The 21,684-nt window shown below is 37.7% G+C and carries 11 protein-coding genes; all 11 read left to right on the plus strand.

All coding sequences use genetic code 11. The features are described from left to right. Positions 1–7 precede the first annotated feature (7 nt). The 11 genes from L2B55_RS08965 (at position 8) to L2B55_RS09015 (ending at position 21,508) form a co-directional block, all read left to right on the plus strand. Positions 8–3,202 carry a SusC/RagA family TonB-linked outer membrane protein gene (locus tag L2B55_RS08965; protein WP_237850196.1) on the plus strand — a complete coding sequence of 1,065 codons (3,195 nt, stop codon included), beginning with the start codon at positions 8–10 and terminating at the stop codon, positions 3,200–3,202. Positions 3,203–3,215: 13 nt separating this feature from the next. Then, a complete protein-coding gene (locus tag L2B55_RS08970; RefSeq protein WP_237850197.1) occupies positions 3,216–4,685 on the plus strand; it encodes a RagB/SusD family nutrient uptake outer membrane protein in 1,470 nt (489 codons plus the stop codon). A 32-nt stretch (positions 4,686–4,717) separates the two neighbouring features. Next, complete coding sequence (locus L2B55_RS08975; protein WP_237850198.1) at positions 4,718–5,506, plus strand: DUF4843 domain-containing protein; 789 nt, start codon at positions 4,718–4,720, stop codon at positions 5,504–5,506. Between the two features lie 37 nt (positions 5,507–5,543). Next, the gene (locus L2B55_RS08980; RefSeq protein WP_237850199.1) at positions 5,544–7,202 is read left to right on the plus strand and encodes a PKD-like family lipoprotein; all 1,659 of its coding nucleotides are present in this window, start codon (positions 5,544–5,546) and stop codon (positions 7,200–7,202) included. Between the two features lie 128 nt (positions 7,203–7,330). Further along, positions 7,331–9,829 (plus strand): zinc-dependent metalloprotease, encoded by a 2,499-nt coding sequence (locus tag L2B55_RS08985; protein WP_237850200.1) that lies wholly within the window; start codon positions 7,331–7,333, stop codon positions 9,827–9,829. A gap of 35 nt (positions 9,830–9,864) precedes the next feature. After that, positions 9,865–12,387 (plus strand): zinc-dependent metalloprotease, encoded by a 2,523-nt coding sequence (locus L2B55_RS08990; protein ID WP_237850201.1) that lies wholly within the window; start codon positions 9,865–9,867, stop codon positions 12,385–12,387. Positions 12,388–12,446: 59 nt separating this feature from the next. Next, entirely contained in the window at positions 12,447–13,841 is a 1,395-nt protein-coding gene (locus L2B55_RS08995) for a TlpA family protein disulfide reductase (protein ID WP_237850202.1), read from the plus strand. 65 nt (positions 13,842–13,906) lie between these two features. Continuing rightward, entirely contained in the window at positions 13,907–15,664 is a 1,758-nt protein-coding gene (locus L2B55_RS09000; protein ID WP_237850203.1) for a TlpA family protein disulfide reductase, read from the plus strand. 248 nt (positions 15,665–15,912) lie between these two features. After that, positions 15,913–18,087 (plus strand): right-handed parallel beta-helix repeat-containing protein, encoded by a 2,175-nt coding sequence (locus L2B55_RS09005; protein WP_237850204.1) that lies wholly within the window; start codon positions 15,913–15,915, stop codon positions 18,085–18,087. Then, positions 18,087–18,902 carry an endonuclease/exonuclease/phosphatase family protein gene (locus L2B55_RS09010; RefSeq protein ID WP_237850205.1) on the plus strand — a complete coding sequence of 272 codons (816 nt, stop codon included), beginning with the start codon at positions 18,087–18,089 and terminating at the stop codon, positions 18,900–18,902. Before L2B55_RS09005 ends, L2B55_RS09010 begins: the two co-directional genes overlap by 1 nt. Positions 18,903–19,207: 305 nt before the next feature. Continuing rightward, a complete protein-coding gene (locus L2B55_RS09015) occupies positions 19,208–21,508 on the plus strand; it encodes a hypothetical protein (protein ID WP_237850206.1) in 2,301 nt (766 codons plus the stop codon). The last annotated feature ends 176 nt before the right edge of the window (positions 21,509–21,684 follow it).

Below are 21,684 nucleotides of genomic sequence, written 5' to 3' on the forward strand. Positions count from 1 at the left end.
TTGCAAAATGATCATTATGGGTAGCAATAATAAAAAATTAAACGGGGGATGGAATAAGGGTGTTCTACTGTTTTTCCTTCTAAATCTTTTTACCACAGTACTTTTTGCACAAAGCATAGTAGTAAAGGGTACTGTTAAAGATGAATCTGGAGAGGCTTTAGCTGGAGCCATTGTTCAACAAGTGGGCGTCAAAAATGCTACGTCAACAAATAAGGATGGTAAGTTCGAGCTAAAAAACGTTGCTCCGGATGCAATCTTGAGTGTTTCATATGTGGGTTATAAGACTGAAAAACAGTCGATTAAGCCTGGTCAGACTAGTGTCATCTTTATATTAAAAAGTAACATTATCACACTAAAAGAAGTAACAGTAAATACAGGATTATACAAACGTCCTGTAGGTAATTTTACCGGTTCGGCGAAAACTTATTCCGGTGAAGAATTGAAAACTGTTAACCCTCGCAACGTGATACAGGCATTAGCGGCTATTGATCCAGCAGTAAGATTAGCTGAAAACAACCAGATGGGTAGCAATCCCAATCAATTACCTAACATTCAGATAAGGGGAGCTAATAACCTTCCATTGCAAGGTAATACTAATGCAGGTGCAAATCCGGTTTCAAATGGTGATATCATGGCGAGCTATTTGGCAAATCCAAATCAGCCATTAATTATTTTAGATGGTTTTGAAACCACAATGCAGACCCTTTATGATTTGGATGTTAATTTAATTGCCAATATTACTGTTTTGAAAGATGCAGCTGCTACTGTTGCATATGGTTCAAAAGCAGCTAACGGTGTAATTGTAGTTGAAACCAAGCAGCCTAGCTTTGGTAAGTTAAGAGTTACTTACTCGGTAAATGCAAGTGCTGAATTGCCTGATCTTTCATCTTATCACTTAATGGATGCAGCGCAAGTTCTGGAGGCTCAACGCTTAACAGGTGTTTATAGCGATCCGAGTAACTACAATAAGGATCTTGCTAAGAAACAGTGGTATGATTACCGCTTAGCTCAAGTTAAGAGTGGTGTAAACACCTATTGGCTTTCTCAGCCGTTGCAATTAGGTTATGGTTTAAGTCATAGCTTGTCATTGTCGGGAGGTAAAGGAGCATTACGCTATAGTTTTGGATTGAGTTATAACAATGCAGAAGGGGTAATGAAAGGTTCAGGTAGAGACCGCTATGGTATGAACTATAATGTTTCATACACCGCAAAAAAGATAAAATTAAACAATACCATTTCTCTTGGTTATGCTAAGGGCAATAACACTCCGTGGGGTAGTTTTGATAGTTATGCTAAACAATTTCCATATTTTAAAAATAACGATGATGCGGGCAATCCAATTAAAGTTTTGGAACCTAATTCCTCAGATTTAGGGTTCAGTATTTCTGCTCCAGGTGGAACTTTTGCCAATCCAATGTATAACTCAACCTTAAACATAAAAGATTATACTACGACTTTAAGTTTAACCAACAATACAAGTGTTGATTGGTCTATTACTAATGATTTTAAAATATCAGGTAGCTTGGGTTGGTCTGGAAATACACCTAATGCAGAGGCTTTCTTCCCTGCAGATCATACCATGTTCCTTGCAAATTCCATGGCAACGTTTACTGATTTAGGGTCTTATCAACAAACTAAGGGTTCTAATAGTGCAATTAATGGCAGAGTGAGTGCAAGTTATAACCTAAATCTAGGCAGACATAATATTCTTGCCAATCTAGGTTCAACTTTTCAGAAAACTTCAAGCAATGGTACCACTGTTATTGTTAATGGAATTCCGAACGATTACTTAGGAGAAATGGGATTGGCTAATGGGTTTAATTATTTGAATACTAAGCCTAGAACCATCAATAACTTATCTAAAAACTTGTCTAGCTTCTTAAACTTGAGCTACAATTTTGATAATCGTTATACTGTTGAAGCTACAGTTAACCAGAGTGGTTCATCTCAGTTTGGTTCTAACAGCCGATTTGCTCCTTTTTATGCGGGTGGGGTTGCCTGGAATATTACAAACGAAAAGTTTTTCAAACCAAACAACATTATTTCATCAGCTAAGCTAAGAGCTAGTATTGGTATCACTGGTAACCAAAACTTCTCTTCAGATATGGCTCAGCAAATTTACAATTACAATTATTACAATAATTACCGGTTCATGGTGGGTACTGTTGTGGGTGGCTATGCTAATCCGGATTTACAATGGCAGCAAACCCTTAAAAACAATATCGGTTTAAATGTTGGATTATTTAAAGGTAGAGTTAATGCTTCCCTTGAATATTTCCGTGAAACAACTAACAACTTGATTTTGCCATTGGATCTTGCGCCTTCTACAGGATTTACATCCTATCAAAATAACTTAGGTGCAACCAAAAATGAGGGTTATGAAATAACAATCTCCTCTCCAATTATAAAAGATGCAAAACGCAATATTTTTTGGACCCTTGGCTTCAGTACCGGTCATTATGAGAATGTTATAACTAAGTTGTCTCCTGCTATTGATGCAATTAATAATCGTTTCAACAGTTCAACAGATCCGAACAATGCTAATAATTCAAAATACCAAACTTCACCACTTCCGCGCTTTGTTGTAGGTGAGTCAATGTCTAGAATTTGGGCAGTACCGTCATTAGGAATTGATCCTGCTACTGGTCAGGAAGTGTTTGTAAAACTGGATGGCAGTAAGACATTTATTTGGGATGCGAATGATAAGCGTCCGATTGCAGATGCAAATTCGAAATTCAAAGGTGGTTTGTCATCTAATTTCAATTATAAAAACTTCATTTTAAACTTTAATCTGACTTACCAGTATGGTGGTTATATGTACAATCAAACATTGGTAGATAAAGTAGAGAATGTGAATTTACTGCTGGGTAATGCCGACGAGCGGGTAATAACTGAACGTTGGAAACAACCGGGTGATCATTCTTCATTTAAATCATTAATTGCCGACGGCAGTAAAGGTTTGCAGCAAACAAATGCAACCTCACGTTTTGTTCAAAAAAATGATTTCCTTGATCTGGCAAGTTTAACAGTAGGGTATAATATTCCTGCAAGCTTAAGGTGGGTTAAAGCAGCTCACTTATCTGCACCAAAAATTATGGTTACACAAAACAACCTGATCCATTTAGGTACCATTAAAAACGAGAGAGGTACAAGTTATCCTTTTTCTAGAAGTTTAAGTTTTGGTTTATCAACAAATTTCTAAGCGTATGTTCAAAATGAATCAATTAACAAAGCAAATAAATAAAGTATCCACATTGGTTACTTCTGGCTGCTTCATGTTCGGTGCCATTACGCTAACTACCCTTAGTGGATGTGAGAAATTTTTGGAAATGCCATTAAAGGATAAGGTGCCGCAAGAATCGGTATTTAGTGATGAGCAAGGATTTATGGATGCACTAACTGGAGTGTATTTAGGCATGGATAAGCCTCAAAATGGACCAACTAAGGGTTTATATACTAACGATTTGTCAGTTGGGGCGCTATCAGTGATGAGTAATAATTACTCAAATGCATCCTCTTCGGCAATCAGTGATGGTATGTATGCCAACTTTGCAAAATATGATTATAACCAGGCAGGGGTAAAGCAGGAAATTGCCTATATATGGAGTGGTATGTATAATAATGTTGCCAATTTGAATAACCTGCTTGAACATATTGATGCTAAGGAGAGTGTTTTTACACGTGATCATTATGCAAGGGTTAAAGGTGAAGCGTTAGCATTACGTGCTTTCTTTCACTTTGATCTGGCTCGATTGTATGGAAAGTCTCCTGTTACAGGAATGAATGAAAAAGCTATTCCGTATGTTACCAAATTTGGCTCGTCCTCAGTTCCATTTGTAACACTTAATACAGCTCTTGAGTCTTGTATTTCAGATTTAAATGAAGCTAAAAGTTTATTGGCCAAGGCCGATACTGCATCGCTGCAAGAAGGTTCACTTAACCTATTTGCAGGCTACACACAAAACCATATGAATTATTGGGCAACCAAGGCTTTATTGGCACGTGCGTACATGTATAAAGGTGATTACGCTAATGCATGGAAAAATGCTGCTGAAGTTATCGGAAGTAATAAGTTTCCTTTGTCAACCAGCAATGTTGCTGTTTCGACTAATACTACCAGGGATCGTTTGTTTTCGAAAGAATTAGTATTTGCAGTATACAGCGCAAACGTAGGTAGCATTAATGATGGTATGTTTAATTTAAGTACTGGAACTTCTCTTCAGTTTACCAATAAGACTACACTTTATAGTACAGGTGATTGGAGACTGTCATGGTTTGATAAGAACAATGTTAATACGGAAGTACCTTCTAAATACTTTCAAAACGCTGGCTTGCCATACATTATGCAAAATATAGTACCGCTTATCAGGATTTCAGAAATGTACTATATCGCCGCAGAATGTGCAAATAACAATGGTGATTTAGCCCAGGCATTGGTGTACTTAAACAAAGTAAGAAATGCTCGTGGATTAAGTTCTTTAACTAGTACTGACGCTTCGAGTTCGGCGGCTCTCTCACTTGAAATTACCAAAGAGTATAAGAAAGAATTTTTTCAGGAAGGTCAGACATTCTTTTATTATAAAAGACTTAATAAGGATTTGAAGGCAGAAACCGGTACTACCGTAAATGTTCCTGCTGATGCATATGTTTTCCCAATTCCTGATAAAGAAGTTGAATATAATTAATAGGTATTGTTCGCTTTAAATTATTAAAAGTCATGAAGTTTAGATTTCAATATATACTCGCTTTTTTCAGCATGTTGTCAATTACAGCATGCGAAGAGAAACCTGCGTTATTTACGGATACTGATGGTCTTTATTTTGGAACAGCAGATACAGCCATTTCGTATTCATTTGCGAAGTACCCAAAAAAAATTGCTGATACTCTTCAAATACCGGTAAATGTTTTAGGGAATTCTGCTGCCTCAGACAGACCAATTGGTGTTGAAGTGGTGGCAATGAGTGAGTTGGGTACTGCTATTGAAGGGACTCATTTTAAGATTCTTTCTAATCCGGTTATTCCAGCCAACGCGCATAAGTCCACAATTCAGGTTGCTGTTTATCGTACCCCTGATTTAGAGTCAGGTGGTGTGAAGAAGTTCGCAATCAGATTAAGGAAAGATGAAAATTTCCCATCGGAGGGTATCAGCTTAAAACAGAAACTGACGGTTAATTTGGCTTATATCCAAAAACCGGCTTCCTGGGGCGAATATACAGGAACTGTTACAGGTTATTGGGCTGGCTTTAGTGCCAATTTTGGAACCTGGACTCCGACGAAATACAAATTGATTTTAGAGGCCTTGTATGATCCTCAAACGGGCACAACTGTTACGGAATTTCCTGGAAACAGATTTGGACCACCAGTTATCTATAGTCAGTATCTGGCAACGGTAAGAAATTACATTAAAACGAAGTATCCAGGCAATTACGGGGTAGCTGGAGGTGCAACCTTGACAGATCCGGACAATAGTAACCTTCCAGTTCAGGTAGGTCCTGCAAATTATTAAGAAATGTTCATTTGATAACTATAACAAAATGAAACAGATGAAAAAAGTATTAGGTGTTTTCTTGACTGCAATTGTTGCATCACTTGGCTTTACAAGTTGCTATAAAGATATTGGAGGATACGATTATAACGAGATAAACTCACTGAAGATTTCTACGGATATGACTGGTGCTGATCCGAATATTTTCATTACTGCAGATTCAATTGACTTGCATCAAAATGATAGCCTGAAAGTAAAGCTTAAAATTGAACAATCATCGGGCGCAGCAGAAAATTTCTCGTATCAATGGTTACTTACACAGTATGACCAATCTTCTGGTAATCCTTCAAAAAACTTACTGGACTCTTCAGCAACGTTGAAAACTAAAATTACGTTGGCCCCTAATTTATACAAGTTGGTTGCCAAGGTTACTGATAAAAGCACAGGTGTTTCTTACTATAAACACTTTGCCTTAAACGTGTCTACGGCTGATTGGGGCGGTGAAGGTTGGGTTGTGTTACAAAGCGAGCCTGACGGATCAGACATCTCAGTAATCACTACCAGAGACGGATCTGTCAAAGGGAAAGTTTATCACGATATTTATTCGATCGTAAACGGTCATAAGTTGCCTGTAGGTACCTATAAGGCAAATGTGATCAATTATGGAACTACCCTGCGTGCACAAAAAATATCGTTTTTCTATCCCAATGGAGCTTTGCAAGTTAGAAACACCGACTTTGCTGATTCCACTAAAGGTGAGTATTGGTTTGCCGTAAATCCGGGAGCTGCTAACTTTCAAGTGAATGGTTCTGCTGGGGGATCTTCTGCAGGATGGGAATATACCATTGTTAACGATCAAATTGCTTATCGTCAATTTGCAAGTGCTGCTCATTTAATAAATGCGCCATTGTTCTTTCCTCCTTATGCAGGCCTTTCAGTAAGTCCTTATGTTATTAATGCAGCTGCAAGCGATCAGTATTATACACTTTATGATAAGGCAAACAGAGGCTTTGTGATATTCAATGCATCAACTTCATCATTTGTAAATATACCTGCATACGCAGCTGCTGCCACAAATTTGAATCCTACAACAGGTCAGGGATTTGATATGAAAAACATGGCAGATAATATGATCTATGCTGAAAATGCGCAGCCATTAACTACTGCAGGTACTAACTGGAATTGCTTTTTTAGAAATGATGCCGGTACTAAAACTTATTTAGTTCAATTCCCGCGTGGAATTTCATATGCAAATAATTTTACAACCGGTCGTTTCCAATTAACTGAGGCAAATTGTCCGGGTATTAACACGGCTACCCAATTTGCTTGTCCAACTTACCTGACAATGCCTAAGGGTGTGTTTTATTATGTAAACGGCAACAAAGTTTACACCTGTAAAGTAAATACAGTTGCAACTTCAACGGCAAGAGCAGATGTTGGCGGACTTATATTCCCAACTGGTACTGTAATAAAGGCAATGAAAATATTTAACTCAGGTTATACTGCTGCCAACATTACAGCTTTAAACGTACCTGAAGGTAAGGTTCTTGTAGTTGCTACGGACGAAACAGCAAGTGGGGGAGGAAACAATGTGTATTTCTTTAATCTGAATCCTACTACGGGAGACATTTTAGGATCACCAACAAGCCCTGCTGATGTTTACCGTGGCTTTAACACAATTAAAGATATAGTATTTAAAAAAGGATTAGGTCGATAATCGGTCAGCCTAATGTCAAAATAGTGTCAATTCGTAACATATTGATTTTAAGGAAGTAATAGAGATATAGCTGATCTAATGTCAAGAGAGAGAAAGAAACAAAAGAGAAATCCATTTATTATTTGATCATGAAATTAAAATTTATCCCAGTTTTTGTGTTTGCCTTGTTTGCTTTTAAAGCAGGCTTTGCGGAAGATTCTACAGCAGTGAAGAAACCTGTTGCTCTTCCTGTTTTGGCAGGTAAGCTGAAAGCTTACAAAGAGGTTATTCCTGCCAAAGCACTTACACAAACAGGTTTATTTAAGGTGCATCAGGTAGATGACAAGTATTTTTTTGAAATTCCTGATGAATTATTATCCAGAGAATTTCTTTTTACTACACGTTTGTCAAAGGTGCCAACCGGTAGCCCTCGTTTCGGAGGAGATTTAATGAATGGAATGATAGTTTCTTTTGAGAAGGCTCCTGGTGACAAATTATATGTACGTGCAGTTACAAGTGTTGCACAAAGTGATCCCTCGAATGCTATTGCACGCGCTGTAAAAAATGCGACGATCGACCCAATTATTATGGTGCTTGATCTTAAAGCTCGTGGCGCAGATAATAAGTCATCAGTAATTGATATTACCGACTTTTTCCTGAAAGATAATTTGATTTCGGGTTTCCATCCTGCTGCTAAAAAGCAAATGGGTACAGGATCTCCTGCTGCTGACAGATCACAGATTTTGTCAATGAATGCGTTTCCAAATAACATTGAGATTAAATCAATGAAGACGTATTCAATGGGTGGAGGTGCCAAGCCGGAAGGTGGTGAGGGGGCTTCAGTTTCTCCTAGTGCGGGTGTAACATTTGAAATAAGCAATGCTGTTACGGTATTGCCTGAAACACCTATGCAATTACAGGCATATGATCCTCGTGTTGGTTATAAGTTTGAAAGCTATAATGTGTTTTCTGACTCACAACAAAAGGTGGAGGAACAACGCTATATCATTCGTAATAGACTTGAAGTTAAGCCAGGTGATATGAAGCGTTATAAAGCTGGTGAATTAGTGGAACCGAAAGAACCATTAGTTTATTACATTGACCCTGCAACTCCAAAAAAATATCGTCAGTACATTATTGCTGGTATTAACGATTGGAATGAAGCATTCAAAGCTGCTGGTTTTAAAAATGCTATTATTGGTAAAGAATGGCCAGAAAATGATAAATCAGTTGATATTGATGATGCTCGTTTCAGAGTAATTCGTTATATGCCTTCTACAAATCCATTTGTTGATAATAATCAGGTAACGGATCCTCGTACTGGTGAAATTCTTCAAACGTATATTGGTTGGTCGCACAGTCAGGTGAAAACGCTTCACGACTTGTATATGGTACAAGCTGGAGCAGTTGATCCTGGAGCTCGCAGCATGCAATTCAGTGATGAATTAATGGGAGCTTTAATTCGTTCAGAAATTAACAAAACTGTAGGTTTAACGCTTGGTCTGCGTGAAAACTTGTTAAGTAGCAGCAGTATTCCTTTTGAAAAATTGAGAGACAAAGTTTGGTTGGAATCTCATCCATACAATAACTCAATTATGGATTACAACCATTATAATTATGTAGCACAGCCTACTGACGGCGTTTCTCGTAAAGGTTTGATTCCTCAAATTGGCGACTACGATAAATGGGCGATTAAATGGGGATATGCTTATACAGGAGCAAATGATTTTGAAGCTGATAAAAAAATCCGCTTAAAATGGATTGCAGAGAATGTAAAAGCTGGATCTAAATTGGCATTTGCTGGTGCTACTCCTGGAGTAAAAGGTGATGACATTACAAACCCTGCAGCACAATGGGAAGATTTGAGTAATAATCCTGTTAAAGCAGCTGAGTATGGTATTAAGAACTTAAAAGTTGTGATGTCTAATTTGGTTAAATGGACTACAGAAGGTGATAATACCTATTTTAATACGTCTGATGTTTATTATACGTTACTTACTCAGTATGGGTTCTTCATACGTCATGGATTTACTCAAGTAGGAGGTATCAATGAAAATATTAAGAGCGTAGAGCAAGCAGGTGATGTTTTCAGCCCAGTGTCTAAGGAAACTCAAAAAGCTGCTATTGCCTTTTTGAACAAAGAAGTATTTAACACTCCAAATTGGCTTTTAGATCCAAACGTGTTAAATAAGTTCAGAAAGCCGGCAAAGAAAGAGGAAGTACTGAAATTCCAGGAGGATGCTCTTTTTAATCTTCTTGAGTCTTCTCGTCTTTACCGTATGAATGCTACCACTCTGCGTTTTGGTAAAGAGAAAACTTATACGGTTGATGAAATGCTTACCGACTTAAATAAAGGTTTGTTTGCAGAGTTGTCGACTCGTCAACCGATTAATTCGAACAAACGTTATCTGCAAAAATCCCTGGTAACCAATTTGCTTAAAACCTTATTAGATGGAGAGCAGCAAGCTGGCGACCCAACTAAGGAAGGTATTGGAGGAACTGATGTTGCTGTAGTTTTGCGTTCGCAATTGAAAAGCATAATGGTACAATGTAAAGCAGCAGCTGCCGGATACTCTGATCCTATAATGGTTGCTCACCTTAGATACATTTCGGATAAAATTGATAATGCTTTAAATCCGAAAAACTAATAAACAGACTGTATAGTAAGATAATTAGCAGGTAAATGAAACTTAAAATATTATTTATAGTGTTGTTGGGGGTGTGCTGCAATCAGGTGATGGCTCAGCGCAAAAAGGATAAACAACCTATAGCAAAGGTCGATTCTGTAAAAAAAGATCCGTTAAGTACGATCATCACTAAAAATACAGAAACTAAAAAGGGATTGTTTAATATTTATCGTACTGGTGATAAGTATTATTTTGAAATTCCTGATTCTATTTTAAAAAGAGAATTATTATTAACCACTTTCTTAGTAAAGACTCCAGGTGGTAGTCCGAAGTTTGGTGGCGAGCAGATGAATGAAAAGGTCATGTCTTTTGATAAAGGCTTAGGTAACAAGATCAACTTACGTATCATTACCTTAATGACTAAATCTGATTCAAGCAATGCCATTGCCAAAGCCGTTGCCAACTCAAATATAGATCCTATTGCCATTGTGTTTGATATTAAGGCTAAGGGTAATGGAGGTAAAAGTTCAATCATCGACGTAACGGATTTTCTTCAAAAAGAAAACTCTTTTACAATGCTAAGCCCAGAAGTTGCTAAGAGATTGAACTTAGGAGCTATGGCTTCAGACAGAAGTTATGTAAAGAGTTTTGCATCATATCCGGTTAATGTTGAAATTAAGATGGTGCGTACTTATGCGGCCACTGCTCCAGCAAAAGTTGATCGTTATACTGTTGCACTTGAAGCAGCAAAAGTAGGTGGAGCTGCAACAATGGAAATTTCAACTTCAATTTTATTGATGCCTGAAAAACCAATGGTGGGTCGCCAATTTGATTTGCGCGTAGGTTATTTTGCGGATAATAGTGGTTACATTCCTCTTTCAGATGATCAGCAAAACATTAAGGACAAAACCTTCATTGTTCGCTACCGCTTAGAGCCCAAGGCTGAGGATATGGAGCGCTATAAGAGAGGTGAATTGGTTGAGCCTAAGCAACAAATTGTTTATTATATCGATCCGGCTACTCCAAAGCAATGGCGTAAGTACCTGATCGCCGGTATCAATGACTGGAATGTAGCATTTGAAGCGGCAGGTTTCAAAAACGCAATTATCGGTAAAGAATGGCCAGAGAATGATACAACAATGAGTTTGGAAGATGCTCGTTATAAGGTATTACGTTATTTACCTTCAGATACACCTAACGCTTATGGGCCTAATATTCACGACCCTCGAAGCGGTGAGATCTTACAGGGCTATATTGGTTGGTATCACAACGTTATGACCTTGGTTCACGATTGGTACATGATTCAGGCAGGTCCGAACGATCCTAGAGCTCGTAGCATGAAGTTTGACGAAGAACTAATGGGTGAATTGATCCGATTCGTTTCTTCACACGAGGTAGGTCACACATTGGGTTTACGTCATAACATGGGTAGCAGTAGTTTAACTCCGGTTGAAAAATTAAGAGATAAAGAATGGGTTGAAAAACATGGTCACTGTAATTCGATTATGGACTATGCACGTTTCAACTACGTAGCTCAACCTGAAGATAACATTGGCCCTAAAGGAATTTATGCACGTATCGGTGATTACGATAAATGGGCTATTAAATGGGGCTATACCTATACCGGTGCTAAGGACGATGATGAAGATAAAAAAATCGTTTCTCAATGGATTGTTGACAGCTTAAAAGCTAACCCAGGATTATGGTTCGGTGGTGAAGGTCGTAATCACGATGCTCGTTGCCAGACAGAAGACTTGGGCGACAACAGCATGAAAGCCAATGAGTATGGTATTAAAAACTTGAAACACGTAGTGGCTCACTTGCCTGAGTGGACTAAAGAAGAAGGTGATTTATATAAAAACCTTGCTCAAATGTATATTCAGGTGGTAACACAGTTTAACCGATATGCTACTCATGTTTCCAGTAACGTAGCCAGCGTTTATGAAACATTTAAATATCCTGGTGATGCGGGTGAAGTTTATGCATCTGCTCCTGTGGAGAAGCAAAAAGAAGCTGTGGCATGGTTAAATAAATATGTTTTTGAAACTCCAACTTGGTTATTAGATCAGAACATTCTTAATAAAATTGGTGCTCCAATTCATTTAAGCAGTGTTAGAAACATTCAAGAACGCCAAATGGCTGTTTTATTAAGTGATCGTGTTTTTAATACAATGAATTTAATGCAACAGCGGTTTGGAGAAGCAAATACCTATTCAATGAATGAGTATTTATCAGATTTGAAACAAGGTGTTTTTAGTGAGTTGAAAACTAATAAGCCGATTGATCAATTCCGCCGAGATGTTCAAAAATCCTATGTTACTGGAATCATTCGTGCGATGAAAGAAGGCGAAATAGGAAATAATGCTATTGGTTTATTGTTTTCTCCTGGTGCAGCGGAAGAAACGCCATTAACGACTAATACAGATATTTCAGCCCTATTAGCTGTACATTTAGAGAATTTGCGCAAAGACATCTTGGCTGCCATTCCGGCAACTACGGATAAAGATTCAAAAGAGCACCTTCAATATGTTGCTGATAACATTAAAAGGGCCTTAAACAAGCGATTCGACACTAAATAATTAAAGTACATGCTCGAGCAATCGGGCATGTTTTTCTATATAGCGTTTGTAAGAACAGTATGAAGAAGTTATTATCGGTTTTATTTTTGTTCAATTTATGCATTTTTAGTGCTTATGCAGGCGCTACAAATGCAGTTATTAATTGTACAATTCATGGAAATAGCACGAGTGGTTTATTTCTATACCAATTACAGGATGGGGATGCTGTAAGCTTAGGCTTTAAGCGCCCTGATGCGAATGGAAACTGCTCTTTTAACTTGGATGTTAAAGAGGGTGTTTTCTTTTTCAAAAAGGCAGGAGGTAAAGGACATGAGTTTAAAACCCTTATTTACCTTAAAGCCGGTGAGCAAAAACAAGTAGATTTTTATATAGGCAAGGAATCTATTGATTATGATAGTTGTGCCATTACAAAGCCAAACGCCGAAACGAAAAGTTTCCAGTCTTGGTTAAATGCCATGAATGAATACGCTCATGCTGTGAAAACTAAACCAAGTGTGGGTCGCAGCAAATATGCTCAATTCGAAAAGTTTGCAGCTTCGTTTTTAAAGACGAACAAAACCGTTAATCCTTACTTTAATACTTGGCTTAATGATAAAGTTGCCATCGATCTTAAATACTTAAGAGCTGGTAATTATTTTGGTTTAGGCAGATTAAATGCCGCTTGTGACAGTTCGATAAGTGCTCCGGAATTTTATAAACCTTTACTTGATAAGAATATTGTCAATGATGTTCGCATACTTCGATCGGAGCATGGAATGGAACTGCTTGATTATGTTTTTGGATATTGGAAATTCAATGAAGTAAAAAACCAACAAAAGGTAGTCGATAACTTTTTTTCTCCAGAAAATGCTGCAAAAATTACTAATGATGCAGTTAAGGTTGCATTTTTAATGCATAAAATGCCTGGAATTAAAGAATATGAAAACTTTGTGAAATACGTTGAACCATATAAAAATGTATTTGTTACCCCCAAGCAGAAAGAAGCTTATAATAAATTATATAATGATTTAGGGCCATTCGCTAAAGGCAAACCGGGATATAACTTTGAGCTAAAGGATGTTAATGACAAAACCTATACATTGGCCGGATTTAAGGGTAAAGTAGTGGTAATTGACGTTTGGGCTATGTGGTGTGCTCCTTGTTTGCAAGAAAAACCGATCATGGAAAAAATTGCTGAAGGTTATCATGACAGAAACGATATTGTCTTTATTGGAATGTCAGTAGATGGTCATGCAAAAAAGGATGCTTGGAAGAGCTTTGTGAAAAAAAATCACTTTACAAGCATTGAACTATTATCACAATTCGATGAATCACTATTTAAATACTATAAAATATCAGGTATTCCTCGTTTTCTAATTTTTGATCGGGAGGGTAAAATTATAACGGTAGATGCACCAAAGCCATCAAATCCAGGCTTTAAAAAGCTCCTTGATGCCACATTGAATGCGAATTAATTCAAGACTTTTAATGGGCAGTTTTTAACAATTAAGATTAACTTTAATCATAAAAGATATTGGAAATGAAAAATTTCATTAAAAGTTTAGTGCTTGTCTTTTTTTGCTTAGCCGCCGTGGTAAATGCATCAGCACAATCACGGCTGGTAACAATCACCGGTTCATTTACCCAGAAAAAGAATTATGAGATCACGATTGCTGGCAAGTCGGGTGATAAATCTTTCAGAGTAGTTCAACACAATAATGATCCCAGCAATCCTAATTTTTCATTTGTTTTTCCTGCAATTGCAGATGCAAACTATCAACTGAAGGTAAAGGTAATGAAAATGGGTAATCGCAGGTTGGAAGTTGAAACCGAGGTTGATTATCCTTTGAACCTGACCGGAAAAAATAGTTTAAACTTAACTATCGACCCTGCTTTGTTTGATCAAAAGTCAGGTTTTAAAATTGAAAAACTGCCGGCTAAACTCTCAACGGCATCAATTTCGGGTTCGTTTAACAATGCCAAATATGGGGTAGACCTTACCTTCGAAAAGGTGGTTGAAGGTCGGTTGGCGCCGGTTCAAATCATTTTTGGTAAAGCAGGAGATTCAGTTTTCAACTTTTTGGTACCTGTTGAAAAGGAAGGATTCTATTACCTGACCACCATGGGTTGGAAAAAGCAGGTTTACCTAAAGCCTAATGACCAGTTACAATTGGTGTTAGATAACAGATCTGGAATACAAATCAGTACCACTAAATCTACTGAAGAGAATAATGCGCTTCAAAAATGGGAAGAATTGATTTATCCTTTGAAGGCTATCGTTAAAACGCCAAAGCCGGATCGTGAAGCGTTTATGTCTATGCATCAGTCATTGCAGCCAAAAATTAAAACATTTGTTCAGCAGGTTAAAACTCAGAATGTGAAATTTAATGCACTTTTTAAAACTGCTGCACAGCTTGATAACAATATGGCCGTCTTGAACCTGCTGTTAAAAACAAATAGTGTAAACAGAGGGTCGTTTTCGTCCTCTTATAAAGAATTTGTAAACGTTCCGGATTATTACAAACAGACATTAAAAACTAATGCCATTAACTCTGCTGATTTGTTGAAATTAGCAGATGGTTATGATTATATTAATCTGAATGCAAAATTAAGCTTGGACGATACCAAGGCGAAAGGAATTACAGATGCTGAAAAGGTGAAGGTTTTGATGAATTCAACGCCAAATGATACATTAAAAGCTTATTTGTTAAAATCTCAATTGAATGAACTGGAGCTCAACGTAAGTAACTATACGGAGTTTCGTGATGTTTTCCTGCCGTACAAAAAATATGCAAAAGTGCCTTCAGTTAAAGCCAAGTACGATGGTGTTAGCGGCATGTATGCTGCCGACACAGCATTTTTAGGCAAATCAGCTTACGACTTTACTTTGCCAGATGTAAACGGCAAAATGGTGTCGATGAAGGATTTTAAAGGCAAAGTTGTTTTGGTTGATGTTTGGGCTACTTGGTGCGGGCCTTGCAAAGCGCAAATGCCTTTCCTGAAAGAAGTAGAAGAACTTTATAAAGGAAATGACAGTATTGTTTTTGTAGGCATTTCTTTGGATGCCGCAAAAGACAAGCAAAAGTGGCTGAACATGATTCATGAAAAGCAGCTTGAAGGTGTACAGCTTTTGGATGATTTCGGCAGAACATTTGGCCGTAAATACAAAATGGTTGCGATTCCTCGCTTTTTATTAATTGATAAAAACGGTAATTGGGCCGAAGTACGTTGTCCGCTTCCTGAAAATAAGGAAAAGCTTAAGAAATACATTGATAGGGAATTACAAAGAAATATTTAAGATTATTGCTTCATAAGCTAAAAAAAAGTGGCCTCCAGCAGGGCCATTTTTTTTTATACCGTTAACTTATCATTGAAATTAATTTTATTGAAAAATCCATTGCTAGTATAGATTTGTCCATTCTTGTTTAGCTACTTAAAATATAGATTTGTTGACCATTGATTAACATTAAATAAATCTACTTAAGTGAATAAAATTTGTAATTAATTATTCATCCGTTCATATTTACCAAAACTAGTTGTCGATAGATGAAATTTAGCTATTTACTTATTTTAAGCGTACTCTTTGCTTTACCATCCGTTGTTATCGCACAAAGAAAAAATCATGTCATTTATGTTTCTGTAGATGGGAAGGATAGCAACTTAGGAACACTTAAAAAACCTTTTGCTACACTTCAAAAAGCACAAAGTATTGTTCAAGCTCTAATAAAATCTAATCCAACAGACTTATATACTGTTTATATCCGTCAAGGGACTTATTTTTTTGATAAGAGTTTTGTAGTTGATAGTCTTCACTCTGGAAGGAAAACTTCTCCAATTACTTACTGTGCCTATCAGGATGAAAAAGTAAGTTTTTCAGGTGGAATAAATATTCCTGTGAATAGGGCTGTTGTTGTTTCCAATCCATCAATCATTAGCCGCCTGTTGCCCGAAGCTCGTAAAAAGGTGTTGCAGGTTAACCTGAAGGCATTAGGTATAAAAAATTACGGAGCTGTTAAACCAAAAGGTTTTGGCCGTGCCTACTCCAATGCCGCAATGGAGCTTTTCTGCAATAAAGAAGCCATGAGGCCGGCCCGTTGGCCCAATGATACTTTAGTTCCAATTGGCAAAGTACATGATCCGGGATCTATCCCACGTAACGGTGATTTTTCCCAAAGAGGAGGAAAGTTTTCATACAATGTGCAAAGACCATCTCGCTGGACAAAGGCAAATGATCTGTGGATCTCTGGCTTTTTCAAATATGGATATGCTGATGACGCCGTGAAGATTGCTCAGCTTGATACTGTAAATAAAACATTTACTACTGTGCAAGAAACTTTGTATGGCTTTGAAAGTGGCAAAGTTTTCCAGCGTTGGTATGCTTTTAATTTATTGGAGGAAATTGATCTGCCGGGTGAATATTATATCGATCGGGCTGCGGGTATGCTTTACTTCATGCCCCCTGTAGGAAATTTGGAAAGCCTTGAAGTATCGTTTACAGAAGATCCTTTAGTGGTGCTAGAAAATGCATCATATGTACAATTTAAAGACATTACTTTTGAATGTGGACGTGGCATGGGTGTCTATATTGAAAAAGGTAAGGAAAATAAGATTGATCGTTGCGTTTTCCGAAACTTGGGTACTGTAGCAGTTATGGTTGGTAAAGGCATACATTCACCCAAAGGTTTGCAGCATGATGTTACAGGGGAACCTGTTTCAAGAAAGATCGGCAGTTTGTACGGCCACCTGTATACGAACACCACTTTTGAACGTGAAGCCGGTTTCGGTCATATCATCAGTAATAGTCACATCTACAACATAGGATCTGGTGGAATCATTTTAGGCGGAGGTAACAGGTTAACCCTTGAAAAAGGAAATAACCAGGTTGTTAATTGCCGCATTCATGATTTTAATCGCATCGAACGCTCCTACAAAGCCGGAGTTAATATTGACGGCGTGGGTAATGTCATTCGTAATTGCGAAATCTACGATTGTCCGGGTAGTGCAGTGCTTTTACATGGCAACGACCATTTAATTGAATATAATAACATCCATCATGCTGTAACGCAAGGTGATGATATGGGCGCTATTTATTATGGACGCGACCCGAGTGAATTTGGCAATAAAGTGCGATACAACTTCTTTCACCATTTAGGTAATGATCACGGTTATTTAGTAGCCGTTTACCATGATGATGGAGCTTGTGGAATGGAAGTCTACGGCAACGTATTTTACAAAGCAGGAAGTCGTGCCTCACTCATTGGCGGTGGTAACGACAATGTTTACCGTAACAATTTGTTCATTGATTGTTCGGTTGCAATACATATTGATAACCGCTTGTTGGGTTGGGGGCGGAATATGGTGAAGCGCGATGAAATCTTCGAGCAACGCTTGAAGGCCGTTAATTACCAACAGCCTCCTTACTCCTTAGCTTATCCATCCCTTACCAACTATTTCGATGATAAGCCTGGATTACCAAAGCGAAATTACATCGAGGGTAATGTGTTTGTGAATACCAAGCAGATCACTGACGCAAAAGCCGAATGGTCGGATGTTGGGAAGAATATCACCTTGTTTGGTAATCCAGGTTTTGTGGATTCTGAAAAAATGAACTTTGAACTTTTGCCTTCTTCGGAAGTGTTTAAGCTGATGTCTGAGTTCAAGAAAATTCCGTTTTCGAAAATAGGTATTCAAAAAGAAGAAAAAATCACCCTAAATAATTAATGATGAAAATTCTTGGTAAAAGCTTACTATTATTCGGTTTATGCTTAGGTCTAATTATGAAACAAGGCGATTCTTTTGCCGTGACTAAAAGCGATACCTTAAAAATTTTAACATATAATGTCCATCACTGCAATCCTCCAGGTACAAATGTAATCGATGTAGCCGCTATTGCGAAAGTGGTAAAAGAGAGCAATGCTTCCATTGTAGCACTTCAGGAGGTTGATGTCAATACGTCGAGATCAGGAAAAGAACTGAATGAAGCGGAAGCCATTGCCAAAGCTTGTGGCATGTATTTTTGCTTTGGTAAATCCCTTGATTTTGCAGGAGGCGGTTATGGTAATGCTATTTTATCTAAATACCCTATTAGCGACGTGCAATGTATGCTTTTATCAAAGGCTGCTGATCCCAAAACTGAGCAGAGGTCTTTACTTACTGTTAAATTAGCCATTGGAGAAAATAAATTTATCCGTTTTGCTTGTACGCACTTGGATGTTGCCAGCGTAGCGAATAGAGAATTACAGATTAAGGAGATCACCCAAATGGCTAAAAGCGATTCACTGCCATTCTTTATCGCGGGTGATTTTAATGATATTCCTCAAAGTGCAGCTCTTAACCTGTTTGATAAAACGTTTATTCGTAGTTGTATAACTTGTGAACCAACAGCTCCTCAGGATGTTCCTAATCAAATCATTGATTTTATTGCCTTTGATAAACGCTTTTCTAAAAATATTAAGGTAGCGAATCATGTGGTTTTGGATGATCGATATGCTTCTGATCATCGTCCGGTATATGCAGAATTGTTAATAAAACACTAGTTGCTTTTAGTTCAATTTTATAAACACAACCACGGTTAACCCAATTGCCGTGGTTGTGTTGTTCAATATTTTCCGGATATAGTTAGGATATCTGTACTGTTGGCCACTATTTTTACCTGTAAAAATAATTTAAGAACTGGGTAATAAAACATAGGATATTGATTCTAAAAGGAAATAGTTTAGGTCCTAAGTTTTAGTTGAAATAAATAACAAGAGAAGGCATTGATTATAGATCATTAGTGAGGTTGGGTCGTTAATAGATTCAAAAGTTGAAAGATGGAATAATAATAACCTGTTTCATAAAGATGAAAGGATTTTACAAGAGTTCAATTTTACTTATATCAAGTCTTGCAATAGCAATGCAAGTATTGGCACAGACTGATTTTCGAACCAATTATTTTAAAATACATATCGACAAACGTGGATATATTACCAGCATGGTAAATACAAGCTCCCAAAAAGAGTTTAGCCCGATTGATAAGCCTTCGCCTTTATTGTGTTTGTATAGTTCAGTAAAAGATGTGTATTACTATCCACAAAGGGCTGTATACAATGTTAAGTATCAAAAGCTTGTACTACAATACAAGAATGGTTCGACCGCAACTGTATCCATCATACCCAAAAATGGAAAATACTTTAGGTTGGAGTTGCTTTCACTGACCAATCGCAAGGATATAGATAATGTTCAGTGGGGACCTATTCATACCAGTATTACCAATTTGATGGGGGAAATAATTGGCGTAAGCCGCGATACCAGTGATGCAGTCAATTACGCCATTGGTATGCTTGCCTTAAACGATAATACACTGGGAGGTACTTCTAAAACGATTGGCGATGCTGCTCCTTTCCAGTATATTATTCACACCCCTGATGCGAAGCGTTATCCCTTGCCGAGTCATTTGCATGAAGGACAGGTTTTTTCTCTTGGAGGCAATGGGATTAGTGATGTAGCGTTTTATGCACACAAGGAGCCTTATTACAGGATTATGTATGGAAATTCTGCAGACGTTGATGAGAAAGGGAGAATATCCATTGTTTACCAATCAAGGGATAGGTCTTTCAAAAGGCAGGTTTATTACTCACTTATTCCTAATATGCAAGCCAATAAACCTAATCATATTGACGTGCAGCCATTACCGGGTATAGACTTTATCGGTTCATCGGTTGCCTTATGGGGCAGTCCTGATAGTACGGCATTGATGGATGTTGTACAGAACATTGTAAAATCTGAAGGGCTTCCATATCCAACTATTAATGGAAAATGGGTTAAGGATCCTGCTGCTTATGTTCCCGATGTTCTTACCGCCGGCGGGTTATATGATAATATTATATCCTATACCAATAAGTTAGGCTTTAAAACAATAAGCTTATATGACCAAGGTTTCTTGAGGCCTGACCGCGGGAATAAGGGTTATATTGATGGAAATTATTTTGAGAAGAAGCCCCTAAAGTTAAGTTCGGGGGATATGTCGCATAAAGAATTTGCCGACATGGCAGCAAAATACGGTATTACAATAGGCAGAACTCCTATCACAAATTCTTTGGCTCCGGGGACTATGGATGCCAGTCCTGTGCCCAGTGACAGTATATGCTATCAGCAAAAACGTTTATTGGCGAAAAGTATTAATCCAACTGATACAATTTTGATAGTAGACGACCCGACTTATATGGAAGAAATTGCCAGTTGGGAAGGCCATTGTGCCAATTTAAATATGATAAAAATTGGTAAGGAACTGATTCATTACCTTGGTGTCTCTGACAAAGCTCCTTATCGACTTTTAAATGTAAAAAGGGGATACTGGGGAACTAAACCGGCTAACCATTCTGTGGGCGATGCTGTTTATAAACTACAAGTGACTGTCAATTACGGCTATGATGGAGTGATCCCTAATATGGAACTACAGGATAAGATCGCAGAATACTATGCTGATGTTTGTGCCATCAATGGTTTGCGTTATTATGATTTTGATGGTCAGGAATTTTTATTTAATAATGGTCATGGTTACTACTCTGCCAAGCGATTCTTCCGTAAGATGTTTGAGAAAGCATCAGCGTTGGGCGTTCCCTATATCCGCTTTACCGGAGCAACTTTATCGGAGGGTTCATGGCATTATCAAAGTATTTGGAACGTTGGGGGAGGGAAAAACCTTTATGATGTAGAAACCAGGGAATGGGGTAGTACCACCAGTCAAGGCAAAGACCTTCGGGATGTAACCTATGCTAATTATTTCCCTGTTGGTATGGGCGGTAATTTTCCGATCAATGCTAATTCAACAGTTAGCCAATACGAGCATATACAAGCAATCTCTGTAGGAGTTGGGACAACCTACAGCTTAGTCTTAAATCAGAAAGATGTTGAGAGTTGTCCGCAGAAAGATGAAATTTTTAAAGCAATACGTACTTGGGAAAACGCCAGGGCTGCCAATGCTATTCCTCGGTGGGTTAAAAAAGAACTGGCCGATGGTTCTAAATCTTTTCACCTGGAGGAATTAGATGCCAATCATTGGAACTTATATAAAGTAAATGCAGATGGATCCGGCAAGCAACTGTTTGTATCGTTGAAGAGGGATGAGAAATATCCCGCATCTACAACTTCAACCAAATAGAAATGCATTAATATATTGCTGTAATAAGCCTTTAAGAAGCAATTCTTTTAGGCTTATTTTTTTCAGATTCAGTTTTCAAGTGCAAGAGTTCTAAATTCTCTATGCACTTTCTGCTAATTTATATTGGTTTACAAAATCCCGAGGCGAAAGACCTTTTACTTCTTTAAAATGTTTGT

Origin of the sequence: Solitalea lacus (assembly GCF_022014595.1) — a bacterium.
Lineage (GTDB): Bacteria > Bacteroidota > Bacteroidia > Sphingobacteriales > Sphingobacteriaceae > Solitalea > Solitalea lacus.